This is a genomic window from Haematobacter massiliensis (assembly GCF_000740795.1).
Lineage (GTDB): Bacteria > Pseudomonadota > Alphaproteobacteria > Rhodobacterales > Rhodobacteraceae > Haematobacter > Haematobacter massiliensis.
The window spans coordinates 39,350-59,828 of the sequence record NZ_JGYG01000014.1 but is presented as its reverse complement, the minus strand read 5'-3'; the positions used below and the strand labels follow the sequence as shown (position 1 = coordinate 59,828).

The 20,479-nt window shown below is 65.9% G+C and carries 18 protein-coding genes and 1 pseudogene; 4 read left to right on the top strand and 15 right to left on the bottom strand.

Features of this window, described 5'->3' with window-relative positions; translation table 11 throughout:
• Nucleotides 1-69 precede the first annotated feature (69 nt).
• Nucleotides 70-717, bottom strand: coding sequence for a ribonuclease HII (locus CN97_RS16545; RefSeq protein ID WP_035713748.1), 648 nt, complete (start codon nucleotides 715-717; stop codon nucleotides 70-72).
• A 69-nt stretch (nucleotides 718-786) separates the two neighbouring features.
• A complete protein-coding gene (locus CN97_RS16540; protein ID WP_035713745.1) occupies nucleotides 787-1,395 on the bottom strand; it encodes a flavin reductase family protein in 609 nt (202 codons plus the stop codon).
• Nucleotides 1,396-1,489: 94 nt separating this feature from the next.
• Between CN97_RS16540 and CN97_RS16535 the strand changes: the two genes are divergently transcribed.
• Together CN97_RS16535 and CN97_RS16530 are read left to right on the top strand one after the other, a co-directional pair.
• Nucleotides 1,490-1,993 (top strand): GNAT family N-acetyltransferase, encoded by a 504-nt coding sequence (locus tag CN97_RS16535; RefSeq protein WP_035713743.1) that lies wholly within the window; start codon nucleotides 1,490-1,492, stop codon nucleotides 1,991-1,993.
• 43 nt (nucleotides 1,994-2,036) lie between these two features.
• Nucleotides 2,037-2,849 carry an EcsC family protein gene (locus CN97_RS16530; protein ID WP_084684227.1) on the top strand — a complete coding sequence of 271 codons (813 nt, stop codon included), beginning with the start codon at nucleotides 2,037-2,039 and terminating at the stop codon, nucleotides 2,847-2,849.
• 140 nt (nucleotides 2,850-2,989) lie between these two features.
• Here the strand turns inward: CN97_RS16530 and ptsP are convergent, their stop codons facing one another.
• The 5 genes and pseudogenes from ptsP to CN97_RS21550 all read right to left on the bottom strand — a co-directional run.
• The gene (gene ptsP, locus CN97_RS16525; RefSeq protein WP_035713740.1) at nucleotides 2,990-5,236 is read right to left on the bottom strand and encodes a phosphoenolpyruvate--protein phosphotransferase; all 2,247 of its coding nucleotides are present in this window, start codon (nucleotides 5,234-5,236) and stop codon (nucleotides 2,990-2,992) included.
• Nucleotides 5,237-5,253: 17 nt separating this feature from the next.
• Nucleotides 5,254-6,513 carry an aspartate kinase gene (locus CN97_RS16520; protein ID WP_035713737.1) on the bottom strand — a complete coding sequence of 420 codons (1,260 nt, stop codon included), beginning with the start codon at nucleotides 6,511-6,513 and terminating at the stop codon, nucleotides 5,254-5,256.
• A gap of 406 nt (nucleotides 6,514-6,919) precedes the next feature.
• Complete coding sequence (locus CN97_RS16515) at nucleotides 6,920-7,336, bottom strand: DUF1178 family protein (RefSeq protein ID WP_035713733.1); 417 nt, start codon at nucleotides 7,334-7,336, stop codon at nucleotides 6,920-6,922.
• Between the two features lie 60 nt (nucleotides 7,337-7,396).
• Nucleotides 7,397-8,374 carry a threonine dehydratase gene (locus tag CN97_RS16510; protein WP_035713731.1) on the bottom strand — a complete coding sequence of 326 codons (978 nt, stop codon included), beginning with the start codon at nucleotides 8,372-8,374 and terminating at the stop codon, nucleotides 7,397-7,399.
• A gap of 1,393 nt (nucleotides 8,375-9,767) precedes the next feature.
• Nucleotides 9,768-10,500: pseudogene (locus tag CN97_RS21550) on the bottom strand (pseudouridine synthase); the annotation flags it as partial.
• A 75-nt stretch (nucleotides 10,501-10,575) separates the two neighbouring features.
• On the opposite strand from CN97_RS21550, the gene CN97_RS16500 reads away from it, so the two are divergent.
• Nucleotides 10,576-11,031 carry a nucleoside deaminase gene (locus CN97_RS16500; RefSeq protein WP_035713729.1) on the top strand — a complete coding sequence of 152 codons (456 nt, stop codon included), beginning with the start codon at nucleotides 10,576-10,578 and terminating at the stop codon, nucleotides 11,029-11,031.
• 6 nt (nucleotides 11,032-11,037) lie between these two features.
• Here CN97_RS16500 and CN97_RS16495 read toward each other — a convergent pair whose 3' ends face one another.
• The gene (locus CN97_RS16495) at nucleotides 11,038-11,589 is read right to left on the bottom strand and encodes an HdeD family acid-resistance protein (protein WP_035713726.1); all 552 of its coding nucleotides are present in this window, start codon (nucleotides 11,587-11,589) and stop codon (nucleotides 11,038-11,040) included.
• Nucleotides 11,590-11,743: 154 nt separating this feature from the next.
• On the opposite strand from CN97_RS16495, the gene CN97_RS16490 reads away from it, so the two are divergent.
• Nucleotides 11,744-13,396 carry an AMP-binding protein gene (locus tag CN97_RS16490; protein WP_035713724.1) on the top strand — a complete coding sequence of 551 codons (1,653 nt, stop codon included), beginning with the start codon at nucleotides 11,744-11,746 and terminating at the stop codon, nucleotides 13,394-13,396.
• Nucleotides 13,397-13,518: 122 nt separating this feature from the next.
• Here CN97_RS16490 and CN97_RS20785 read toward each other — a convergent pair whose 3' ends face one another.
• From CN97_RS20785 to CN97_RS16455, 7 genes are all read right to left on the bottom strand, one after another.
• Nucleotides 13,519-13,746, bottom strand: coding sequence for a hypothetical protein (locus tag CN97_RS20785; protein ID WP_088217482.1), 228 nt, complete (start codon nucleotides 13,744-13,746; stop codon nucleotides 13,519-13,521).
• A 219-nt stretch (nucleotides 13,747-13,965) separates the two neighbouring features.
• The gene (locus CN97_RS16480) at nucleotides 13,966-14,421 is read right to left on the bottom strand and encodes a universal stress protein (RefSeq protein ID WP_035713720.1); all 456 of its coding nucleotides are present in this window, start codon (nucleotides 14,419-14,421) and stop codon (nucleotides 13,966-13,968) included.
• Between the two features lie 58 nt (nucleotides 14,422-14,479).
• The gene (locus CN97_RS16475) at nucleotides 14,480-15,430 is read right to left on the bottom strand and encodes a hypothetical protein (RefSeq protein WP_131389424.1); all 951 of its coding nucleotides are present in this window, start codon (nucleotides 15,428-15,430) and stop codon (nucleotides 14,480-14,482) included.
• 58 nt (nucleotides 15,431-15,488) lie between these two features.
• Entirely contained in the window at nucleotides 15,489-16,361 is an 873-nt protein-coding gene (locus tag CN97_RS16470) for a branched-chain amino acid aminotransferase (RefSeq protein WP_035713714.1), read from the bottom strand.
• A gap of 765 nt (nucleotides 16,362-17,126) precedes the next feature.
• Nucleotides 17,127-18,488 (bottom strand): cytosine deaminase, encoded by a 1,362-nt coding sequence (locus CN97_RS16465; protein WP_207391656.1) that lies wholly within the window; start codon nucleotides 18,486-18,488, stop codon nucleotides 17,127-17,129.
• Nucleotides 18,485-19,414 (bottom strand): LysR family transcriptional regulator, encoded by a 930-nt coding sequence (locus tag CN97_RS16460; protein WP_084684226.1) that lies wholly within the window; start codon nucleotides 19,412-19,414, stop codon nucleotides 18,485-18,487. Before CN97_RS16460 ends, CN97_RS16465 begins: the two co-directional genes overlap by 4 nt.
• Before the next feature lie 58 nt (nucleotides 19,415-19,472).
• Entirely contained in the window at nucleotides 19,473-20,462 is a 990-nt protein-coding gene (locus CN97_RS16455) for an isopenicillin N synthase family dioxygenase (RefSeq protein ID WP_035713711.1), read from the bottom strand.
• Nucleotides 20,463-20,479 lie beyond the last annotated feature (17 nt).

Below are 20,479 nucleotides of genomic sequence, written 5' to 3'. Positions count from 1 at the left end.
CCTTCTCGGGGCCGTTCCGTTAGGCAAAAAATGGCGAATCAGCGAATCGCCGTCAATTTGTTTATTGAGTCAAGGCGTTGCTGAAAGGTCTTGATACAGGATGTTGTGGACGGGCCGGAAGGAACGCCGATGATGTGGGGTCGGCCCCAGTGTCCGGAGCGCCTCCAGATGTGCGGCGGTGGAGTATCCGGCGTTTCTTTCCCATCCATAGCCCGGATGCTGTTGCGCCAAATCCACCATGATCCTGTCCCGCTCCACCTTCGCGACGATGGATGCGGCGGCGATGGAGAGCGATATCGCATCGCCCCCGATGACCGCCTCTGCCCGGATGGCAAGGTCGCGGGGCAGCATGTTGCCGTCGATCAGGGCGTGATCGCAGCCGCCCGGCAAGGCTGCCAGGGCGCGGCACATCGCGATATGGCTGGCGCGGAGGATGTTATGGGTGTCGATCTCCTCCACCGTCGCGTGGGCAATCGCCACCTCGGCGCAGTCGATGATGCGGAGGGCCAGGTCCTCCCGCTTCTCGCGCGTCAACTTCTTCGAGTCGTTCAGCCCCGGAGGAATGCAATCGGGCCGGAGGCGCACCGCGGCGGCCGTCACTGGCCCGCAGAGCGGACCGCGCCCGACCTCATCCACCCCCGCCACACGCAGGACGCCCTGCGCGATGAGGCGAAGTTCAAGCTGAAAATGCGGGAGGGATTCGTAAGCGCCGTCCATGCGCGACAGAAAGACTGATGCCGGGCAGCTGTGCAAGCCCGGATCAGTGCTGCCGCCTGTCCGCTCTTTTCAGCTCTCGCCGGGGCGAAGCTTCTCGAACACGTCCCGTACCACGGCATAGTCGCGATAGCCCATGCGGGCGAGGGGTTGGAACACCTCGGGCGAGAAACGACCCTCGATCAGGCAGGCGTCGTTCAGGTGAATGCCCGTCACCTCTCCCAGAACAAGAAAGTTGTTCTGGCCGCGGAGCGTGACGATTTCCGTCATCCGGCATTCCAGCGTCGCGGGCGTGCCGACCACGCGGGAGCAGGGGATCGTCACGCAATCCTCCCGCGCCACGCCGGTTGCCTCGAACTCGTCCACCTCGCGCCCGAAGGCGGCGGAGGAGGCGCTGACGGCGTCGAGATGCGCCTCGCCGGTGATGTTCACACAAAAGACACCGGTTTCGCGGATGTTGGACAACGTATCCTTGCCCTCCTCCCGGTCGGGCTTGCGGCCGGTGGAGGCGAACATGACCTGCGGGGGGACATAGGCCACGAGGTTGAAGAACGAATAAGGCGCCAGATTCTCCGACCCATCCGCACTACGGGTGGAAATCCAGCCGATGGGACGCGGCGTGACAATGGCGTTCAACGGATTATGCGGCAGGCCATGGCCTTCGGCGGGGGTATAGAACATAGAGTCTCCGTTGCGTTCAGCGTGGATCCTTCCTAGAGCGTCGGAAAACGATTGCCAGCCCGAAAGCGACGGGCGGCGGGAAGGGGCAGCGCGCATGTTCAGGCTGACGGAGGAAACCCCCGACGACTTGTGGGAGGTGGAGGCGCTCTATGACCTTTGCTTCGCGCCGGGGCGGACGGCGCTGTCCTCCTACCGGCTGCGCGATGGGGTTCAGCCGGTGGCGCCGCTTTGCCTGCTCCTGCGGGATGAGGTGGAGAACGTCTCGGCCGCCATCCGCTACTGGCCGGTGCTGGTGGGCGGGCGGTCGACGCTGCTGCTTGGCCCTGTCGCCGTCCATCCCACGCGGCAATCGGAGGGGCTGGGCGGCTTGCTGATGCGCGAGAGCATGGGCGAGGCACGCCGCATGGGCTGGAGCCGCATTCTGCTGGTGGGGGATGCGCCCTACTACCGCCGTTTCGGTTTCTCCCGCCGCGCCGATGTGGTGATGCCGCCGCCGACCAATCCGGAACGAGTACTGGGCTTTGAGCTGGCGCCCGGTGGTTGGAGCAGCGTCGGCGGAGAAGTCACGCGGCATGAGGGCGTGGTGATTCCCGAGTGATCGGCCCTTGAAAGCGGTGCTGTGGCGGGCCAGATTCCCAGCCATGACACATGCGCGCGACGACGACTCCGTGAAATCTGCTCCGCCCGTGGACGAGCTTCCGGGCGAGCGGAGCCATGACCTCCCCCCCCACGTAAAAGCTGAGATCGAGGCACTGGCGCGCCGCCAGAAGGAGGCGGGTTCGCTTCTGCTGAGCCTCGTCAACGCGGCTGGCGGGGTGGTGGAGAACGGGCTGGAGCGCTTGCCAGACGGGGTGAAGGACCGTATCGAGAAGGTCACCCGCAACGGCTTGGAACGCGCCTACAGGCTGGCCGTGCGCACCGGCGGCGGAAAGGGTCCGCTCGGACCGGGGGCGCATCGGGCGGTCGCGACCCTCTCTGGCGCGGTGGGCGGCATGGGGGGGATCGGCACCTCCATCGTGGAGCTGCCCGTCACCATCACCATGATCTTTCGGGGCCTGCAGCGGATCGCGGCAGATAACGGCTTCGATCCGAGCGATGAACGCACGCTGTTTGACTGCCTGCAGGTATTTGCCAGCGGCGGGCCGCTGAAGCTTGATGACGGGGTGAACACGGCCTTTCTCACGGCGCGCTTCACCATTACCGGCCCGACGATGCAGCGCCTTATCGCCAGCGCAGCTGCCCCCTTCTCCGTGGTGCTGGGCCAGAAAATCGCGGCGCAGAGCGTGCCGCTGATCGGCGCTGCGGCGGGAGCTTCGATCAATTTTGCCTTTGTCGGCTATTATCAGGAGATGGCCCGGGTCCGCTTCGGGCTGAAACGCCTTGCCCGGGACCACGATCCGGTGGCGGTCGCCGCTGCCTTCGCCGCTGCGATGGAGCCGAAGCGGCTTTCCTGACAAGCCGCCGGGCGATTTGGCTGCTGGATAACAGGGCATCGTTACCGGATAACCCGACGAGGGTTGTTCGGAGCCGTTTCACCTACGGGGGCGAAATCGCCAACGGCACCGCACTGTCAAGGTGATGACCGGGCGGCCTGCTAATCCTTCAGACCGGCGAGATAGGTCATCACCATCGGGCGCACGCTTTGCGCGCCCTCCGCCTGCGCACCGGCGATTACACCGGCGAGATTGGTGAGATTGGTGCGGCGCAGCAGATGCTTCACCGGCCCGATGGAGGCGGGGCGCATGGACAGCATGTCCAAACCCATGGCGGCAAGGCATGCCGCCTCCACCGGCCGCCCCGCGTCCTCTCCGCAGAAGGACAGTGGGGTGCCGACCTCCCGGCAGCGCTCCACGATCCGGGCGATGAAACCCAGGAACTCGCTGGAGAGCGTGTCATATCGACGACGCACCCTCTCATTCTCGCGGTCGGCCGCGAAGAAGAACTGCTTCAGGTCGTTGCCGCCGATGGACAGGAAATCCACCTGCTCGAAGAACTGACGGGGCGCAAAGGCAAGGCTCGGTGTCTCCAGCATCGCGCCGACTTCGAGCCTCGCGGGCAGGACGCGGTTCAGCCGCGCCTCTCGCGCCATCTCCCGCATCAGAACCTCGCGCGCTTCGTAGAATTCGCGCGGATCGGCAATGAAGGGGAACATGATGCTGAGCGGGCGACCCGCAGCCGCGCGGATCAGCGCCTGCAACTGCATCCGAAGCACACCTGGCTTGTCCAGCCCGACGCGGATCGCGCGCCAGCCGAGCGCGGGGTTCGGCTCGTCCTGCGGCTTCATGTAGGGCAGTACCTTGTCCGACCCGATGTCGAGCGTGCGGAACACCACGCGCTTGCCCTTCGACGCATCCATCACGCGGGAGTAGAGGCGCGCCAACTCCTCCCGTCCCGGGACGTGGCTGCGGATCAGGAACTGCAGCTCAGTGCGGAACAGGCCCACTCCCTCGGCGCCGGAATGGGTGAGGGATGGCAGGTCGGCCATCAACCCCGCATTCATGTGCAGCGCGATCCGCCTGCCGTCCTTGGTGAGCGCGGGCAGGGGGCGCAGGTCGGCGTAGCGTTCGAGCGCCTTTGCCTGCATGGCGATCTTGTCACGGAAGGCGGCGGCGATCGTCTCCTCCGGGCGGAGATGGACCACGCCCGAGTCGCCATCCACGAGGATCTGGTCGCCGTTCAGCGCCTCCGTGACGATGCCCTCCGCGCGGATGACGAGCGGGATGCCCCAAGCCCGCGCGACAATGGCGGCATGGCTGCCGACGGAGCCTTCCTCCAGGACGACTGCCTTCAACTTCCGATCATATTCCAGAAGCTCGCCAGGCCCGATGTTGCGCGCGACCAGCACCGGATTTTCCGGCATCTCCGCCCCGGTTTCCTGTCCCTGTCCGGTCAGGATGCGCAACAGCCGGTTCGAAAGGTCGTTGATATCGTCGAGACGTTCCCGAAGATATTGATCCTGCGACTGCTGAAGCCGGGCGCGGATCGTGGACTGCTCCTTTTCCACCGCCGCCTCCGCAGAAAGGCCACGGTCGATATCCTCCTCCATCCGCCGCCGCCAGCCGCGGGAATTTGCAAACAGGCGATATGCTTCCAGCACCTGTTGCTGTTCCTTGTCCGCCGCGCCGATGGCCTGCATCATCCTGTCCACATCGGCGGACAGCCGCTCCACTCCGGCGCGCAGACGTGCCTTCTCGCGGCGGGGATCGTCATTGACGGGGTTCGTGATGACCACACGCGGTTCATGGAGCCAGACCCGCCCCTCCGCCGCGCCCTCCTGCCCGGTGGCGCCGCGGAATACCTCCGGCCCCTGATGAGGGGCCTGCAGCGCTTCCCCCTCGCCGGTGAAGGCACCGAGTTCAGACATCTCCGCCAGCACCATGGCGACGACTTCGAGCGCGTAAAGCTCGTCCTCCGAGAATTCGCGCGCGCGTTTCGACTGCACGACCAGAACGCCCAGCCGGTCGCCCAGCCGCTGCAGCGGCACACCGAGGAAGGAGGAGTAGATTTCCTCCCCCGTCTCGGGCATGTAGCGGAAGCCCTTCTGGGCGGGCGCATTGGCGGTGTTGATGAACTTGCCCGTCTTGGCGACGCGGCCGACAAGCCCTTCGCCAAGCCGCATCCGCGTCTGATGAACCGCTTCCGGGCGGAGGCCCTGCGTGGCGCAAAGCTCCAGCGTGTCATCATCCCGGAAGAGATAGATCGAGCAGACCTCCGTCTTGAGGGAGGAAGCAATGAGGCTCGTCACCCGATCCAGCCGTTCCTGCCCCGCCGCGGGAAGCGCCAGGGTATCGCGAAGGCGCCGCAGCAGTTTGCGGCTATCACTCTCGCTCAGGTCGGGCATCGCACTCCGGTCGCAGTTCAGGCCTTTTCCAGCTCGAAGGCATCATGCAGCGCCTGAACCGCAAGTTCCATGTATTTCCGGTCGATAAGCACCGAAATCTTGATCTCGGAGGTGGAGATCACCTTGATGTTCACCCCATGCGCCGACAGCGCCTCGAACATCTTCGCTGCCACGCCGGCATGGCTGCGCATCCCGATGCCGACGACGGAAACCTTGGCCACCTCATCGTCGATGATGAGTTCGTCGTAGTTGATGAGGCTGCTCGTCTGAGCATCCTCCATCGCCTTCCGCGCGCGCGCGACCTGGTTCACCGGGACGGAGAAGGTCATGTCGGTGACCGCGCCCGGATGCGCCTCGTCATAGTCCTTTTCAGAGATGTTCTGGACGATCATGTCCACATTCACTCCCGCATCCGCCAGCGGGCCGAAGATCGCCGCGGCGATGCCGGGGCGGTCCTCGATGGTGAAGAGGGTGATCTTGGCTTCGTCGCGGCTGTAGGCCACGCCAGAGACGACTTGCGATTCCATGATATCCTCCTCGTCGCAGACCAGGGTGCCGGAGTTTTCGTCAGTATCCTCGAAGCTGGAGAGTACCCGCAGCTTCACCTTGTAACGCATTGCCAGTTCGACCGAACGTGTCTGGAGCACCTTCGCGCCGAGCGAGGCCAGTTCCAGCATCTCCTCGAACGCGATCCTGTCGAGCTTGCGCGCCTTGGACGTGATCCGGGGGTCGGTCGTGTAGATCCCGTCAACGTCCGTATAGATGTCGCAGCGCTCCGCGTCGAAGGCCGCGGCAAAGGCGACGGCGGTCGTGTCGGAGCCGCCGCGGCCAAGCGTGGTGATCCGCCCTTCGGGCGACAGCCCCTGAAAGCCCGCCACCACGGCGACCTTCATGCCTTCGGCGAACTTCTGGTCGATATTGCGGCGCGGAATGTCCACGAACCGTGCGGCGGAATGGGCCGAGGTTGTGTTGATCGGCACCTGCCAGCCCTGCCAGGAGCGCGCCGGCACATCCATTTCCTGCAGGGTCAGCGCCATGAGACCTGCGGTCACGTTCTCGCCCGAGGAGACGACCGCATCGTATTCACGCGCGTCGAACAGCGGGGAGGTCTGTTCCACCCAGCCGACCAGCTCGTTGGTCTTGCCCGACATGGCGGAGACGATGACGATCACGTCATAGCCCCGCTCCACCTCACGCTTGACCTTTTCGGCGGCATTCCTGATCCGCGCCAGATCCGCGACCGAGGTTCCCCCGAATTTCATCACCAGAAGCGGCATGCTGCCCCCCGTTCGTCTTCCCGCGCCCGTCAGCCGGGGGTCATAAGTGAGCGGCGGAGCAAGGGCAAGGGACCATCGGGGCGCGTGGCGTGCGCAGCGCTCCGCCTGACATTCCGCAAGGCCCTCTAAAGTTGCATGGATATCTTTCGCCGTGTGCCTTACCCGGCTTGCCGGGCATGAAGACCCGTCATCCGCTGCAGAGCCGGCACGCGCATCCGACGGCGCCCGATTTCCCGGTGTGGTAAGCCTACGTAGCCTCCGGGACTGTCTTGAACGTCTTCTCAGGAGGGGCGTTGCCGAAGGCCAGCGAATGGCGCAACGGCGAGCTTTCTGAGACCCGAATGTGATTTCTGGCTGGTCGCTGGTCTCCGCGCCCGCAGGTTATCCCGTCAGGTGCAGACTGGCCTCAGTTGGCTTTACGCGTTGGCAGAAAGGGCAGGGGGGCCACAGGAACGCCATCTTCGATCAGTTTCCGGGCCTCGTCCGCCCGTGCCTCACCATAGATGGCGCGATCGGGCGCGTCACCTTCATGGATGGCGCGTGCCTCGCTCGCAAAGTTCATGCCGACGTATTCGGAGTTCTCCTCCAGATGCCGCCGGACGTCCGCCAGAAGTTTTTCCTGCTCGGTCTGCTGGGTGAGCGGGCGAACCTCCTGCTCCGCAGGCTTCACGGCAGGGGCCATCAACGCCTTGCTCACAGTGGAAGACCCGCAGCTTGGGCAGGCGAGTTGCCCGGCCTTCTCCAGCGCATCAAAGGCTCCCGCGGACTGGAACCAGCTTTCAAAGGCATGGTCCCGGTCGCATTTCAGCGTATAGCGGATCATGGGGTCATTCCGTCGTGAACCTGTCACACCTATGGATTCCGGCGACAAATTCAACCCGTCTCAGGGTGGGGGAAGGCCGCCCGACAGAATCGTTGCGAAACGGTCGCTATCGACATTTCCGCCTGACAGCACCACGCCTACGCGATGCCCTGCCATCCGCTCCCGCTCCGCAAGCAAAGCGGCGAGAGCCGCAGCGCCGGCCCCTTCGGCGACAGAATGGATCGTGCGGAAGTAAAGCCGCATCGCCTGGGCAATTTCTTCATCCGTCACTGAAACGACCCGCTCCGCGCCTTCCGCGATGACGGCCAGCGCCTCCGGGACGGGAACGCGCACCGCAAGTCCGTCCGCGATCGTCTCCGCCCGGTTCGTCGCCACCGGCTCGCCGGCGACCAGAGACAGTTTCACCGCAGGTGCGCCCGCCGCGACCACACCCACGATCCGTGTGGCGAGGCCGAGTGCGTCGCGCGCCGCGATCATTCCGGCGATGCCCGATCCTGCTCCGATGGGCACATAGACCGTGTGCAGGTCAGGGCAGGCGGTGAGCAGTTCCAGCCCCGCGGTGGCCACGCCACGCACCAGCTCCCTGTGAAAGGGCGGCACGATCGCCAACCCGTCGCGTGCGGCCACGCGATAGGCTTCCTCCCGGGCTTCATCGAAATCCCGTCCGAATTCGACGACCTCCGCGCCATAGGCCCGCATCGCGGCATTCTTCTCCTGCGAATTGCCGTGGGGGACATAGATCAGGGCCCGCAAACCAGCCGCTGTCGCGGCGCGGGCCTGACTCTGGCCGTGATTTCCGCGCGTCGCCGTGCAAAGGCCCGGTACCGTGGGCTGAGTGCGGCGCAGCCAGTCCACGTAAGTGATGCCGCCCCGAACCTTGAAGGCGCCGGTTGGCAGGTGGTTTTCGTGCTTGACCAGAACATCAGCCCCGATCGCCTGCGACAGAAGCGGCCAGCTGATCTGCGGCGTCGGAAAAAGCTGACGATGCACAAGTGCTGCAGCGTCCACCAGCTCGTCGCGAGTAAAGAAATAAGGCATTCGTGACTTTCCCTCGCCTGGCCCTTCCCTGGCCCTTCCCTCGATCATCATGCCGGAGCGCCCCCGCCGCAGGAGATGTCAGGGGGCTTCTCCCTTCGGCCCATTGGCGTGATTCACTTGGGCCATATAGCGGGGGACCGAGGCTGGGGCGAAACGGGGCCCGCAGGCCCTCCGTCCCCAAGCCTATGTGCAGTCTATTCGCCCCGGCGGGGGCCTTTCGGCCCGCGCGGACGGTTTCCGGGACCACTGCGGTCCGGCCCGCCGCGCTCCCCCCGGTCCGCGCCACGGCGATCCCCGCCCGGGCGATCACCTGCGCGATCCGGGCCGCCGCGTGCGGGGCGAGGGCCCTTGTCGAAGCGGTTTTCACCGGAAGCGGCCCGGCCCTTGCCGAAGCCCCGTTCGCCGTCGCCGCTCCGCCCGCCGTCGCTCCGACTTCCGCCGAAGCCGCCGCCGCCGGAACGTTCGCCGGCACCCTTGCCAAAGCTACGGCTGCCGGATCGTTCCGAACTGCCCTTGCCGAACCCCGAGCGCTGCCCGCGTTCGCCCTCGGACCCAGCGCGGGAGGAGGGCGCCTTGCCGAAGCCGGACCGCGGCGCACGCTCGCTGCGCTCCTCACCGGCGGCGCCACGGGAGGCAAAGCTCTTGCCAGCCGGTTTGAAGCCGCCGCTGCGGGGCCTGTCGGACTCTTCGCGGCGGCCCTCGAAGCGAGGCTTGCCGCTCCGCTCGCCTGCAGACCGTGGCCGCTCCTCATTCTGCGCGTGGCTACGGAAGCCTTCCGCACGGGGCTTCGCACCGAATTTTCCGCCGCGTTCACCCGAGCCTTTGGCATCGTCGTTGCGGAAGCCGCCGCTCCGGGGTTTGCGGTCGTCACCCTGCGGGCGCGGTCTGTCACCGCCTTCGCGGCGCGGCCTGCCCTCCTCACGCGGGAAATCGCGGGAGGCCCCGCGATCCTCGCGCGATGCCTCGCGATGGCTGCGGAAACCTTCGGAGCGGGGCTTGCCCTCTCCACCGCCATGGCTCCTGAAGCCCTCGGACCTTGGCTTGCGCGGTGTATCGGACGCGAAGCCGCGATCTGCGGAGGCATTGGCGCGGGGCTTGCGCGGCTTGTCCTCGCCCCAGCCCGAACGGGCCGGTTTCGGCGCATCACTGCGGAGGGGGCGGGGCGAGGCGTCGCCCGTGCTGCGCTCCCGCGGCTTGACGCCTTCGCCACGCGGGGGCCGAACGCTTTCCGTGCGGAGCGGCATGGGCTTCGTCACGCGGAGCGAGCGCGAGGGGTCAGTCGCGCCGGTCATGTCCCGCGGCCCGGCGGAAAGCTTGCGCGGCTTGCCGGAAGGGCTGTCCTTCTCCGCCTTCGTGCCAAGCCGGCGCGTGATGGCGACTGTCTGCTCCGGCTCTGGCTTGAGGCCGAGCTGATCGCGAAGAACGCGGGAGCGGACCTCCCGCACCTCGCCCGGTTCGAGATCCTCGAGCTTGAAGGGCCCATAGCTCACCCGGATGAGCCGGTTCACGGCAAGACCAACCGCCTCCATCGCCCGGCGGACTTCGCGGTTCTTGCCTTCCCGCAGCCCGACGGTCAGCCAGGCGTTTGCTCCCTGCTGACGGTCGAGCACGACCTGCATCGGCTGAAACCGCTCACCCTCGATCTCAATCCCCTTGCGAAGCGGGTCGAGCACGCTGTCTTCCGGTCGGCCGTTGACCCGGACGCGGTAACGCCGCAGCCAGCCGGTGGAAGGCAGTTCCAGCCGCCGCTTGATCTCGCCATCGTTGGTGAGCAGCAGCAGACCCTCGGAGTTGAGGTCGAGACGCCCGACGGAGAGCACGCGCGGCAGCTCCTCCGGCAGGTTCTCGAAAACCGTCTCGCGGCCCTTTTCATCGCGCTCGGTGGTGACCAGCCCGATGGGTTTGTAATAGAGCCACAGCCGCGGCGGCTCGGCTGCGGGAAGGGGGCGACCCTCAACCGCGATCCGATCCTTCGGCGTGACGTCGAGCGCGGGCGAGTCAATGACCCGCCCGTTCACCGTTACGGCTCCCGCGGCGATCAGCCGCTCTGCGTCCCGGCGGGAGGCGATCCCCGCCCGCGCCAGAACCTTGGCGATGCGCTCGCCCGTCTTTTGTTCCTGTGTCATCGCGTCGCCATACATCCAAAGCCGCTTCAGCGGAAGCGGGCTTGCACCGCCGCGTGAAAGGTTTCACCTAGGCGCATGTCTCCGTTCCGCAGCCATATGGATATAGCGCTCGCCGAAGCAGAAGCTGCTGCCCTCCGCGGCGAGGTTCCTGTGGGTGCGGTGTTGGTCGATCCGGCAGGGCAGATCGTTGCGCGCGCCGGCAACAGGACGCGGGAACTTGCCGATCCCACGGCCCATGCCGAGATACTCGTGATCCGCTCCGCCTGTGCGGCGCTCGGGTCCGAGCGGCTGCCGGGACATGACCTGTATGTGACGCTGGAGCCGTGTCCCATGTGTGCCTCGGCTATTTCGCAGGCGCGGATAGCCCGGGTTTATTACGGCGCCTCCGATCCGAAATCCGGCGGCGTGGCACATGGCCCCCGTGTTTTCTCCCATCCGCAAAGTCATCACATACCGGAAGTCTACGACGGTATCGGTGAGGGCGAGGCAGAGCGGCTCCTCAAGGATTTCTTCCTCGCCCGTCGCCGGTGATCAGGATTACACGTCCTTCAGGCCGAGAGAGATCATGATATAGCCGATACCCGTGGCGATCATGTCTACCGCGAGGACAAGGCCCAGCACCCAGACGCTGTTGCCCGGCCATCCCGATAGAATGAGAAGTCCTGCGATGGCTGTCACGATGCCGCCGAAGAGCAGCCATCCCCAGCCGATGACATCCCGATCCCTAAAGGCCATGAAGGCCCGGATGACACCCGTCGCCAGCAGCAGGGCACCGAGCGCGAGCGTCAGTGTCGCCGTGGCAGCAAGCGGTTGGGAAAAGGCGAAGTATCCCGCAAAGCCATAGAGGGCGGCGGCGATGACGGCGAATATCTTGCTGCCCCATCCGGGAACGGAAAAGGCGTGGATGATCTCGGCGAAGGCCGCAATGATCATCAGGATGCCGACGAGATAGGTCGAGGCTATAGTGGCGAGGAACAGATTACCGGCCGCGATAAAACCGAAAACAAGCAACAAAATACCGAGGGCAAGAAACCATCCCCAGCTTTTGCGAATGGCGTCGCGGTCGTCAGCTTCGGGTGAGAGTGTCATAATCAACCTCGTTGCAAGCGGAAGACACTGAGTCATCTGGCGGGCAAACCGCGCAAATCAAGTTAATTTGCCTCCGCTTGCAGTCGCTTTCCGGCGCTTTTAGAGTTTCCGCGGGAGGGCCGCTTCCAAATCGCGGCCGAGAGGGAGGAAATTCATGCAGACCCATCAGGAGGCAACCGCCGCCTTTGACTATGACGCGCTGGTGCGGGAGACGCTTTCCGGCTCGTTGGAAGCGATGAATGCCTGCGTGGAATGTTGCGACCGGCACGCGCTGCCGGGACGGATTGCCTTGTTCTATGAGGGCAGGGATGGTGGGTCATCAACCCACACATTTGCCGAGCTTCGCAAGCAGGCGGCGCGCTTCGCTGGCTTTCTCAAGTCCTTGGGGGTGCAGCCGGGCGATATGGTCGCCTGTCTCCTGCCGCGTACGCCGGAGCTTCTCGTCGTTCTGCTTGGAACGTGGCGGGCCGGTGCGGTCTATGTGCCGCTGTTCACCGCCTTCGGCTCGAAGGCGATCGAGCATCGGCTTGCCACTTCCGAGGCAAAGGTGATCGTGACGGACCCGACCAACCGCCACAAGCTGGAGGGGGTCGAGGGATTGCCCCCCGTGGTGACCGTCGGCGGCCCCAGGGGAGAGGGTATCCGTCGGGGCGACTACAGCTTCTGGGCCGAGATGGCGCTCCAGCCGGAAACCTTCGCGCCGGTCATGCGAACGGGCGACGATCCGTTTCTGATGATGTTCACCTCCGGCACCACGGGGCTTGCCAAGGCGCTCTTCGTGCCGCTCAAGGCGCTGGTGCCCTTTACGCAATACATGCGGCTGGCGATCGGATTGGAAGACAGCGATTCCTTCTGGAACGTTGCGGATCCGGGCTGGGCCTACGGTCTTTACTACGCTCTCTCCGGCCCGCTCTGCATGGGCCATCCGACGACCTTCTACGAAGGCGGTTTCACGGTGGAGAGCACGATCGGCGTGATCGAGCGGCGGGAGGTGGATGTGCTTGCAGGCTCCCCCACCGCCTACCGCATGCTGCTCGCCGCGCGGGATCGTGTCGGCCCGGCGCTGAGGGGCAAGGTCCGCGCCATCTCCAGCGCGGGCGAGCCCCTGACGCCGGAGGTCATCCGTTGGTGTGCGAGCGAGCTGGAGACCGTCATCCATGACCACTACGGGCAGACCGAACTCGGCATGGTGCTCTGCAACTTCCACGGGCTGTCGCATGAGGTGCGGCTCGGCTCGGCTGGTTTCGCGATGCCGGGGCACCGGCTCGTCGTGGTGAACCCCGAGACGCTGGAGGAGTTGGGGGCGGGGCAGCCGGGGATTCTGGCGATGGACCGCGAAGCCTCGCCGATGTTCTGGTTCGGCGGCTACCACCAGCAGGAAACCAAGGCGTTCAAGGGGAAATACTACCTGACGGGCGATACGGTCGAACTGAACGAGGACGGCACGATCAGCTTCGTAGGCCGCGCGGATGACGTTATCACCACTTCCGGCTACCGCGTGGGACCGTTCGATGTGGAAAGCGCGCTGATCGAGCATCCATCTGTGGTGGAAGCCGCCGTGGTGGGCAAGCCCGACCCGGAGCGAACGGAGCTCATCAAGGCGTTCGTCGTCCTCAGCCCGAAGTTCGAAGCGAGCCGCGCGCTGGCCGAGGAGCTTCAGCAGCATGTGCGCAAACGGCTGTCCGCGCATGCCTTCCCGCGGGAGATCGAGTTCGTGGACGATCTGCCCAAGACGCCGAGCGGCAAGATCCAGCGCTTTCTGCTGCGCAAGCAGGAAGTGGAGCGGGCGGCAGCCGCAGTCGCCTGAAGGGACGATGCGAGAGGCGCCGGCCCGGCCGGCGCCAGCGCTGCACTGGACAGCAGGGCGGGTTGCGGAAAAGACGGGCCGTTTGGCCAGGCCGCCGAAAAGGCTCGCGCGGCGCCGGGAAATCAGGTGCTGGAGCCGGGACGGTTCGGCAGGTCTTCTGCGCAGGGCTTGCCGAAAGCCATTTTCATCCGTCTGTGGGCGTGCTCGCTGTCGTCCGCCTTCTCTCGGCTCCCGGCGTCCGGAAAGCCGTGGCACAGGCGAAAGCTCCGGCCCTTTCCCGTGCCGCGCAAATCGCGCTGGCTGGCCAGGAAGGCCGGCCCCGCCGGATCAACGACCATGACGAAACGCATGACAGCCGCCGCGATGTGGGGCCATTTCGCGACAGCGAACACGGCACCGAGGCGCAAGGTGGCTGAGCGACCGTGTCGGGGTATCTGGCCCGCAAGAAGCCCCGACCTGCGGACGATGAAACCGCCGTGGTGAAGCTTCGCGGAGGGAGCCAGCAGACGGCGCAGCGAAGCATCAGGCGATTATGCCACCGGGCGGCGAAGCCTCGGGTGGCGAAGGGGTCAGGCGACCTCCTCCAGACGCTCCTTGGACATGCCGCCCGGAACGATGGTGATCGGGATCGGCAGGGAGCCGGAACTGCGGGACATCTGGGTAACGAGGGGGCCGGGATCCGCGCTTTCCGCCCCTGCGCCCAGCACGAGGATGCCGATCTCCGGGTCGGCTTTCACCTGGGCGAGAATCTCCGTCACCGGCTCGCCCTCACGAATGACCAGCTCGGGGTCCACGCCATGCTTGTCGCGCATCCATTTGGCGAAAACCTCGAAATGCGCCTCTATCCGGTCGCGCGCTTCCTGCCGCATGATGTCGGCCACACCCATCCAATGCTGGAACTCCTCCGGCGGAATGATGGAGATGACCTGCACGCCGCCCCCGGTATGCGCCGCGCGAAGCGTGGCGAACCGCATGGCGTTGAGGCATTCCTTGGTGTCATCCAGCACCACCAGAAACTTGCGCATTCCAGATCCCTTCTGAGAGCCGTTCGATGATGTCAAAGCCGGGCGTCCGCCGCAACCGTCAAGCCAGTGCGCGGAGAGCCGCCCGCCCCAGACGCCCCGCCACCCACAGGGCGAGTTGCAGGACGAGAGCGTAGATCAACGCCATCGCTGCCAGCACCCTGTCTGCCAGACGGACCGTCAGCCGCAGTGCACGGGATTTGCCCAGTACCTCCACAACGCCCCGCGTGCGGGGGCCGGCAGCATCGGACAGGCGCGCGATCCGCGCCGCATCCTCGGCACTGTCGATATGGCGAAGAAGATGCAGCGTCGGCACCACCCCAGCGTTTCCGCCGAGCCGGAGTAGATCCGCGGTCACGTCTGCGGAACGGGCAGCACGCGCGCCGCTGCCCAACGGCAGGCGTGCGCCTTCCGTCAGCGCGCGGGAAAGGCCGGGGGTGATCCTCCCCAACCGGTGCGCAAGGCGGAGCGTCGTCGCCCCTGCCTTGACGACCAGACCGCCCCCGCCGGTGGCAACTGCCGCCGCCGTCGCCCCCAGCCCCACGACGGCGAGGCCCGTCTCCAGCCGGTCGGGCGACTGGCCGGAGAGATATGCCGCACCCCCTCGCCGGAGGGCATTCAGATCGCCCAGCGGGGTCATTTCCACCGGCAGGGCGCAGATCGCGAGCCGTTGCACACTCGCGCAGCGGGTCATGTCATAGGCGCAGGCCGCGCAATCGGATATCCACGCGAAACTCCCCGACTGCTCGGCGCGGAAGGCGGCAAGGTCTTCCGAAAGCGGCTGGGGCAGGGGGATATGGTGGTCCACCGCAAGGGCGGCGTAGAAGGAAACGGCGTCCTCGTCCCCCGCCCGCAGCGCCTGGCTGAGCCGGGGGAGAAGCCAGTCCGCCGTTACGGCGCGCGCCATGGCGCGATCAGCCGCGCGGGCGATCTCCGCCGTCGATCGCTCCACAAACGGCGCGGCGAAGGGATTGTCCCGGAGCACAAGGATCGTGCTTCCGAGCGTTGCCACCGCAATGCCCGCCGAGAGCATCGCGGCGAGTCGGCGGCGGAACCGCCGCCCGGAAGGTTCAGGCCGCGGCTGCGGTCGAATGGGCCCAGTCCCAGTAGATGTCGCGCATCCGGCGCGTCATCGTATCGGTCTTGTAGGTCGTGTCCTCGAAGGCGGACACGCGGGTGATCTTGGAGAAGTTGCCCGACAGGAAGACTTCATCCGCCTTGCGGAAATCGTCGAGCGTCAGGATGGTTTCGTGCACCGTGATGCCCGCGGCACGGGCATTGGCGATGTGCCGGGCACGGGTGATGCCGGAGAGGAACGTGCCGTTGGCGATCGGAGTGAACAGCTCGCCATCCCGCACCATGAACACGTTCGCCGTTGCGGTTTCGGCAACATTCCCGAGCGCATCCTGCACCAGCGCATTGCCGAAGCCCTTGGCCTGCGCCTCCACCAGCATCCGGGCGTTGTTCGGATAAAGGCAGCCCGCCTTGGCGTTGGTCACGTTGTCGGCCAGCACCGGGCGGCGGAAGGAGGTCGTGGTCAGCGTGGTGGAGGAGGTGATCGGCGGCATGGCCACTTCCTCAAGGCTGATGGCGAAGCCGGTCTCGCCCTTCAGCGGCGCGACGCCGAGTTCGCTGCCGTGGATCGCCCAGTACATCGGGCGGATATAGACAGCTGCCTTCGGCCCATAGGACTTCAGCCCGTCGAGCACGATATCCACCATCTCGCCCGCGTCGACGTTCGGCGTGATCATCAGCGCTTCGGCGGAGCGGTTGACCCGGGCACAGTGGGTGTCCAGGTCGGGCGTGATTCCTTCGAACAGGCGGGCGCCGTCGAACACGCTCGATCCCTGCCACATGCCGTGATCGGCGGCGCGCATTACCGGAATGTCGCCGTCATGCCAGGTGCCGTTGAAATAAGTGCGGATATTGGTTCCGAATGCCATGGCAAGCTCCTTCAGTCGCGATGGGTAAAGCACTTTGGCCCGCCGGGGTCCAGAGCAACGCTGGCGGCCCCGGCAAGCGACCGGGGCGTCTGGCTGCCTCTTCAATGCGTCTGGAATCACACGGCGGGCGAAATATCGAAGCGCTCTTCCCGCTTTCTCCCAGCGGGCCGGTGGCGCGCAGCGGCGTCATCGGCAACTCGAAACGTCCTCTCTTGATAGCCACCAGTGGCGCCGAAGGCCGCAGCGGCACCTCCAGATCGGTCAGGTGCTGCGCCTTATCAGGCCAGTCGCGACCGTCGCCTCGCGCGCGCACGGCAGGCAGAACGAGCTGCTCATCAGAGCCGATGCAGGTCTGAGCGGTCGCCCCAGGCCAACTATTTCTGGTGCAACGCCGGTCGTCTTCTCCCTCTCAATCCGAAGAAAGAAGAAGAGTTGCGACCACCAGCTACAGTCGCGTTCTGCCGGGATATGATTATGCCCCTCGCGAATAATTCTGCGAGGGATTGCCAAAGCCTCTTTAGGCGGGTGCGGGGAGATCTCACATAATAAATTGAGTGCTGTTCCAATGTTTTCTTAGCGGCAGGGCGCAATCATGGCGCGCGCAGACACGCTGAAACAAGACCCCCAAGAGCAGGGCATTCATGGTTCGGACAGAGCCTTCGGTTCGCGTCGAGTTTGGCTGGTTTCCGACCCCGGATGAAGCAGCACCAGTCTGTGCCCGGGTTCGATCAGGTCATCTCCGGGCGATTATCCGCAATCTCTGCTTCAACCCACAGGGGCGGGTTCTTCATGCGGCGCGAGGGCCGCGTAGGAGGGTGGTCGCGCGGCAGATAGCGCACCGCGGCGAACCAGCAGCCTGTCCGATTGCGGGCGCGCGATGATCTGGTCGAGGGACCAGGCCTCGAAGATCATCAGATCAGCGGGACGGCCAACGCGAATGGTCCCAGCGGCGAAGCCGGTGATCGCTGCCGGCACGGCCCCTGCCAGCGCGGGCGCATCGGCGAAGGGGTGGTCGAGATGCAGCACACGTACCGCCTGCCGCCAGGTGTCGAGCATGTCGCCGTCGCCATAGGCATGGAACGGGTCGCGGGTGTTGTCCCCGGCGACAGCCACCGGCACACCCGCCGCGCGCAGTTCCTGCACCGGCGTGACCCCGCGCCAACGCGGCGTGCGCCCAGGTGTGCGGTCCTGAAGATACATATTTACCGTCGGCAGCGTCACCAGCGCGACCCCGGCCTCGGCCAGGAGGGCGATTACCGCGGCAGCCTCCTCCTCTGGCAGGAGCGCGAGCGAGCAGCAATGACCGCAGGTCACCCGCCCCTCGTAACCGTGCCGCAGCACGGCGCGCGCCACATGCGGCAACGCAGAGGCGACCGCCGCCTCATCGACATGCAGATCGACATCCAGATCCCGCTCCCGCGCGAGGGCAAAGAGGCGATCGAGCAGCGCGTCGATGTCGTCAAGGCCACCGCCATGGGTGCCGCCACTCACCCGTGTGACGCCGCCGAGAAGCCCGCCATTCGCCGCCACGAGGTCCGCGAGCCGCGCGCCATGGCCGGTTCCGTAGGCATCGAGCGGCACCAGCGCCACACCCTGCAATTCCACCCGCCCCGCCCAGCGGGCGCGCATTGCGTCAAAGGCACCCCATGTCGTCTCCGCCTGGCCCTCATGGCTGTCCAGATGCGTGCGAATGGCGGCCGTGCCGTACCCCTCGGCGCAGGCAAGGGCGAAATCCATCCGCCGCATCAGGTCTTCGCGCGTCCAGTGAGCGAGCCGGTCGCGGGTCGTGGCCTCCCGCGCGCCCGCGTGAGTTCCCCCCGAGTCCGGTGCGCGGCCGAGGACGTGCGCCTTGTCGAGATGCGCGTGCATGTCGATGAGCATCGGCCAGACCTGGCGCCCCCCCAGATCGCAGGCCGGACCCTCCGTGGCGCCGGGCGCCTGAACTGCGGCGACCAGTCCGTCGGTGAGGCGGATGTCGACTGACACCGTGCCATCCGGCGCCAAGGGTGCCCCGGCAGGCGCGCCGTCGGCAAGCAAGGAGACCGGTACCTGGGCGCGGGAGAGGAGAAGCGCGCCGCGCCCGGTGAGCATCTGCGCCGGACCTGCCCGGCCAAAGTCCTGTATCATGGATCTTCCTGTCCCTCAGGGAGCCGCTTCGCCTCATTCGAGGTTCCGAAGTGGTCCATCACGAATTGCATGAAGCGGCTCGCCGCAGGCGAGAGGGAACCGCGGGAGCGGTGCACGAGGCTGACCCGCTGCCTACCCGCCGCACCGCTCAGCGGCAGGAAAGCGAGATCGCCGTCGCGCAACTCCTGATCCACATCGACGCGGTTCAGAAAGGTGACATGCTGCGACTGGCGCACGAGGCGCTTCATCAGCTCCATGGAGTTGGTTTCGACCGCGGGCACCACCTCGACATTCGCGGGCGCGAGTTTCTCGACGAGGTCCCGCAGCGAGGAACTCTTGTCGGCCAGTACCAGCGGATAGACAAGGCAATCAGCCACGCGCACCGATTTCTTCAACGCCAGCGGGTGCTCCTTCGCGATCACCGCGCCGAGGCGGTGCTGAAACTCCGCCGCCCGCTGAATCCGGCTGTCCTGCGGCAGGTTGTAGGCCAGCGCGATTTCCGCCCGGCCGGACGTGATCATCTCCGTCACCCCCGCCCGGTCGCCGACCATGATCCTGACGCTTACAAGCGGATGCGTTTCGCGGAAGGCGGCGACCACATCGGCCAGTCGCCCGGCCGCCAGCGTTGCCATTGTGGCAAGAGAAACCTCGCCCCGGCTCAGACCCCGCAGGGACTGGATCTGCGATCGCATCCGGTCATGCGCGCGCAGCGTCTCACGGATATGGGCGACGAGCAGCTCACCTGTCGAAGTGAGCTTCAACCCGCGCGGCAACCGCTCGAAGATCGGCGCGCCAAGCTCGGTCTCCAGCTCGATCACGTGGCGGTTGATGGCGGAGGCGGCGACATTCAACTCCTTAGCGGCCCGGCGGATGGACCCCTGCCGGGCAACTTCGTCGATGTAGCGCAGGGCGCGTCCGTGCAGCATGGTCCTTCCGGGTTCGATCGTCCTTACAATGTCACCCGAAAGGCCCATGCTCAACGCCTCATACCTTGGCGAAGTTCGCGTTGATGCGCATGGTCAGATAGTCACCCGCGGTCATGGGCTCGTATTTGCCGAGCGGGCCGACCATAAGGGCATCGCGGTTCGCCTGGCAGAAGAAGGGCAGCGAAAGGCGGCGGCCCATGTATTCGCCCTCCCGCGGCATCCGCACGCGGTGCAGCGTCGACTGCAGCTGATCGTCCGACCAGCGCATCAGCATGTCGCCGATGTTGCAGGTGATGTGGCCCTTGCGCGGCGGCACGTCGGTCCAGGCGCCGGAGGCCGCGTCCTTGCCCGGGCAGACCTGAAGCCCGCCCTCGCCTTCCTTCTGGTGCAGGATGGTGAGGCAGTCGAAGTCGGAATGCGCGCCCGCGCGCCATGCGGCGAAGTCTTCCGGCTTGGCGTCTTCCATCGACATGTAGTGGATCATGCGGAGGGTGGACTGGTACTGGTCGGAAGCCGGGTCATGCGCCTTGGCGAAGAAATCCTCCTCAAAGCCCATCTTGAGCGCGAAGCAGGAGAGGATGCGCATCCCGAGATGCCAGTTCTGCGCCTCGAAGCGGAGCGCGCGTTCCTTGAAGCCGGGAAGCTCCTCCTCGCTCGGCCACTTGCCCTCCATCAGCGGCCGCGTGACCTGATAGCTCTCCTTGTTGTCCGGCGTACCGGTGGAGGGGCGGACCTGCGCCTTGAACTCCCAGCCGGCGTTGGTGCCCTTCGGCATCGGGTATTGCGCCTTCACCTCGGTCGGCAGGTTGAAGAAGTCCCAGGCATTGTCGAAGGCCGCGTCGATATCCTCCTGCGGGATGCCGTGGTTGGTGACCTGGAAGAAGCCGATGTCGGTGGAGGCCGCCCAGAGCGCGTCGGCGATCTCCTGCTTGCGGTTCTCGAAGTCCGAGAGGTCGATGACGGGCACCGCGCGTTCGACGGTGGTCCCTTCGCCGCCGATGGTGGTTTCCTTGTTCAGCTCGGCCAGAGCGTAATCTTGTTGGGTCATTGCAGTCTCCTGAGATT

What these genes read in the sequence shown, in the direction of transcription:
- CN97_RS16465 (WP_207391656.1), bottom strand. Translation starts at nt 18,488, where the DNA reads ATGATACAGGACTTTGGCCGGGCAGGTCCGGCGCAGATGCTCACCGGG.
- CN97_RS16470 (WP_035713714.1), bottom strand. Translation starts at nt 16,361, where the DNA reads ATGGCATTCGGAACCAATATCCGCACTTATTTCAACGGCACCTGGCAT.
- CN97_RS16500 (WP_035713729.1), top strand. Translation starts at nt 10,576, where the DNA reads ATGTCTCCGTTCCGCAGCCATATGGATATAGCGCTCGCCGAAGCAGAA.
- CN97_RS16490 (WP_035713724.1), top strand. Translation starts at nt 11,744, where the DNA reads ATGCAGACCCATCAGGAGGCAACCGCCGCCTTTGACTATGACGCGCTG.
- CN97_RS16520 (WP_035713737.1), bottom strand. Translation starts at nt 6,513, where the DNA reads ATGCCGCTTCTGGTGATGAAATTCGGGGGAACCTCGGTCGCGGATCTG.
- CN97_RS16460 (WP_084684226.1), bottom strand. Translation starts at nt 19,414, where the DNA reads ATGCTGCACGGACGCGCCCTGCGCTACATCGACGAAGTTGCCCGGCAG.
- CN97_RS16510 (WP_035713731.1), bottom strand. Translation starts at nt 8,374, where the DNA reads ATGCCTTATTTCTTTACTCGCGACGAGCTGGTGGACGCTGCAGCACTT.
- CN97_RS16515 (WP_035713733.1), bottom strand. Translation starts at nt 7,336, where the DNA reads ATGATCCGCTATACGCTGAAATGCGACCGGGACCATGCCTTTGAAAGC.
- CN97_RS16480 (WP_035713720.1), bottom strand. Translation starts at nt 14,421, where the DNA reads ATGCGCAAGTTTCTGGTGGTGCTGGATGACACCAAGGAATGCCTCAAC.
- CN97_RS16455 (WP_035713711.1), bottom strand. Translation starts at nt 20,462, where the DNA reads ATGACCCAACAAGATTACGCTCTGGCCGAGCTGAACAAGGAAACCACC.
- CN97_RS16495 (WP_035713726.1), bottom strand. Translation starts at nt 11,589, where the DNA reads ATGACACTCTCACCCGAAGCTGACGACCGCGACGCCATTCGCAAAAGC.
- CN97_RS16530 (WP_084684227.1), top strand. Translation starts at nt 2,037, where the DNA reads ATGACACATGCGCGCGACGACGACTCCGTGAAATCTGCTCCGCCCGTG.
- CN97_RS20785 (WP_088217482.1), bottom strand. Translation starts at nt 13,746, where the DNA reads ATGCGTTTCGTCATGGTCGTTGATCCGGCGGGGCCGGCCTTCCTGGCC.
- CN97_RS16545 (WP_035713748.1), bottom strand. Translation starts at nt 717, where the DNA reads ATGGACGGCGCTTACGAATCCCTCCCGCATTTTCAGCTTGAACTTCGC.
- ptsP (WP_035713740.1), bottom strand. Translation starts at nt 5,236, where the DNA reads ATGCCCGACCTGAGCGAGAGTGATAGCCGCAAACTGCTGCGGCGCCTT.
- CN97_RS16540 (WP_035713745.1), bottom strand. Translation starts at nt 1,395, where the DNA reads ATGTTCTATACCCCCGCCGAAGGCCATGGCCTGCCGCATAATCCGTTG.
- CN97_RS16535 (WP_035713743.1), top strand. Translation starts at nt 1,490, where the DNA reads ATGTTCAGGCTGACGGAGGAAACCCCCGACGACTTGTGGGAGGTGGAG.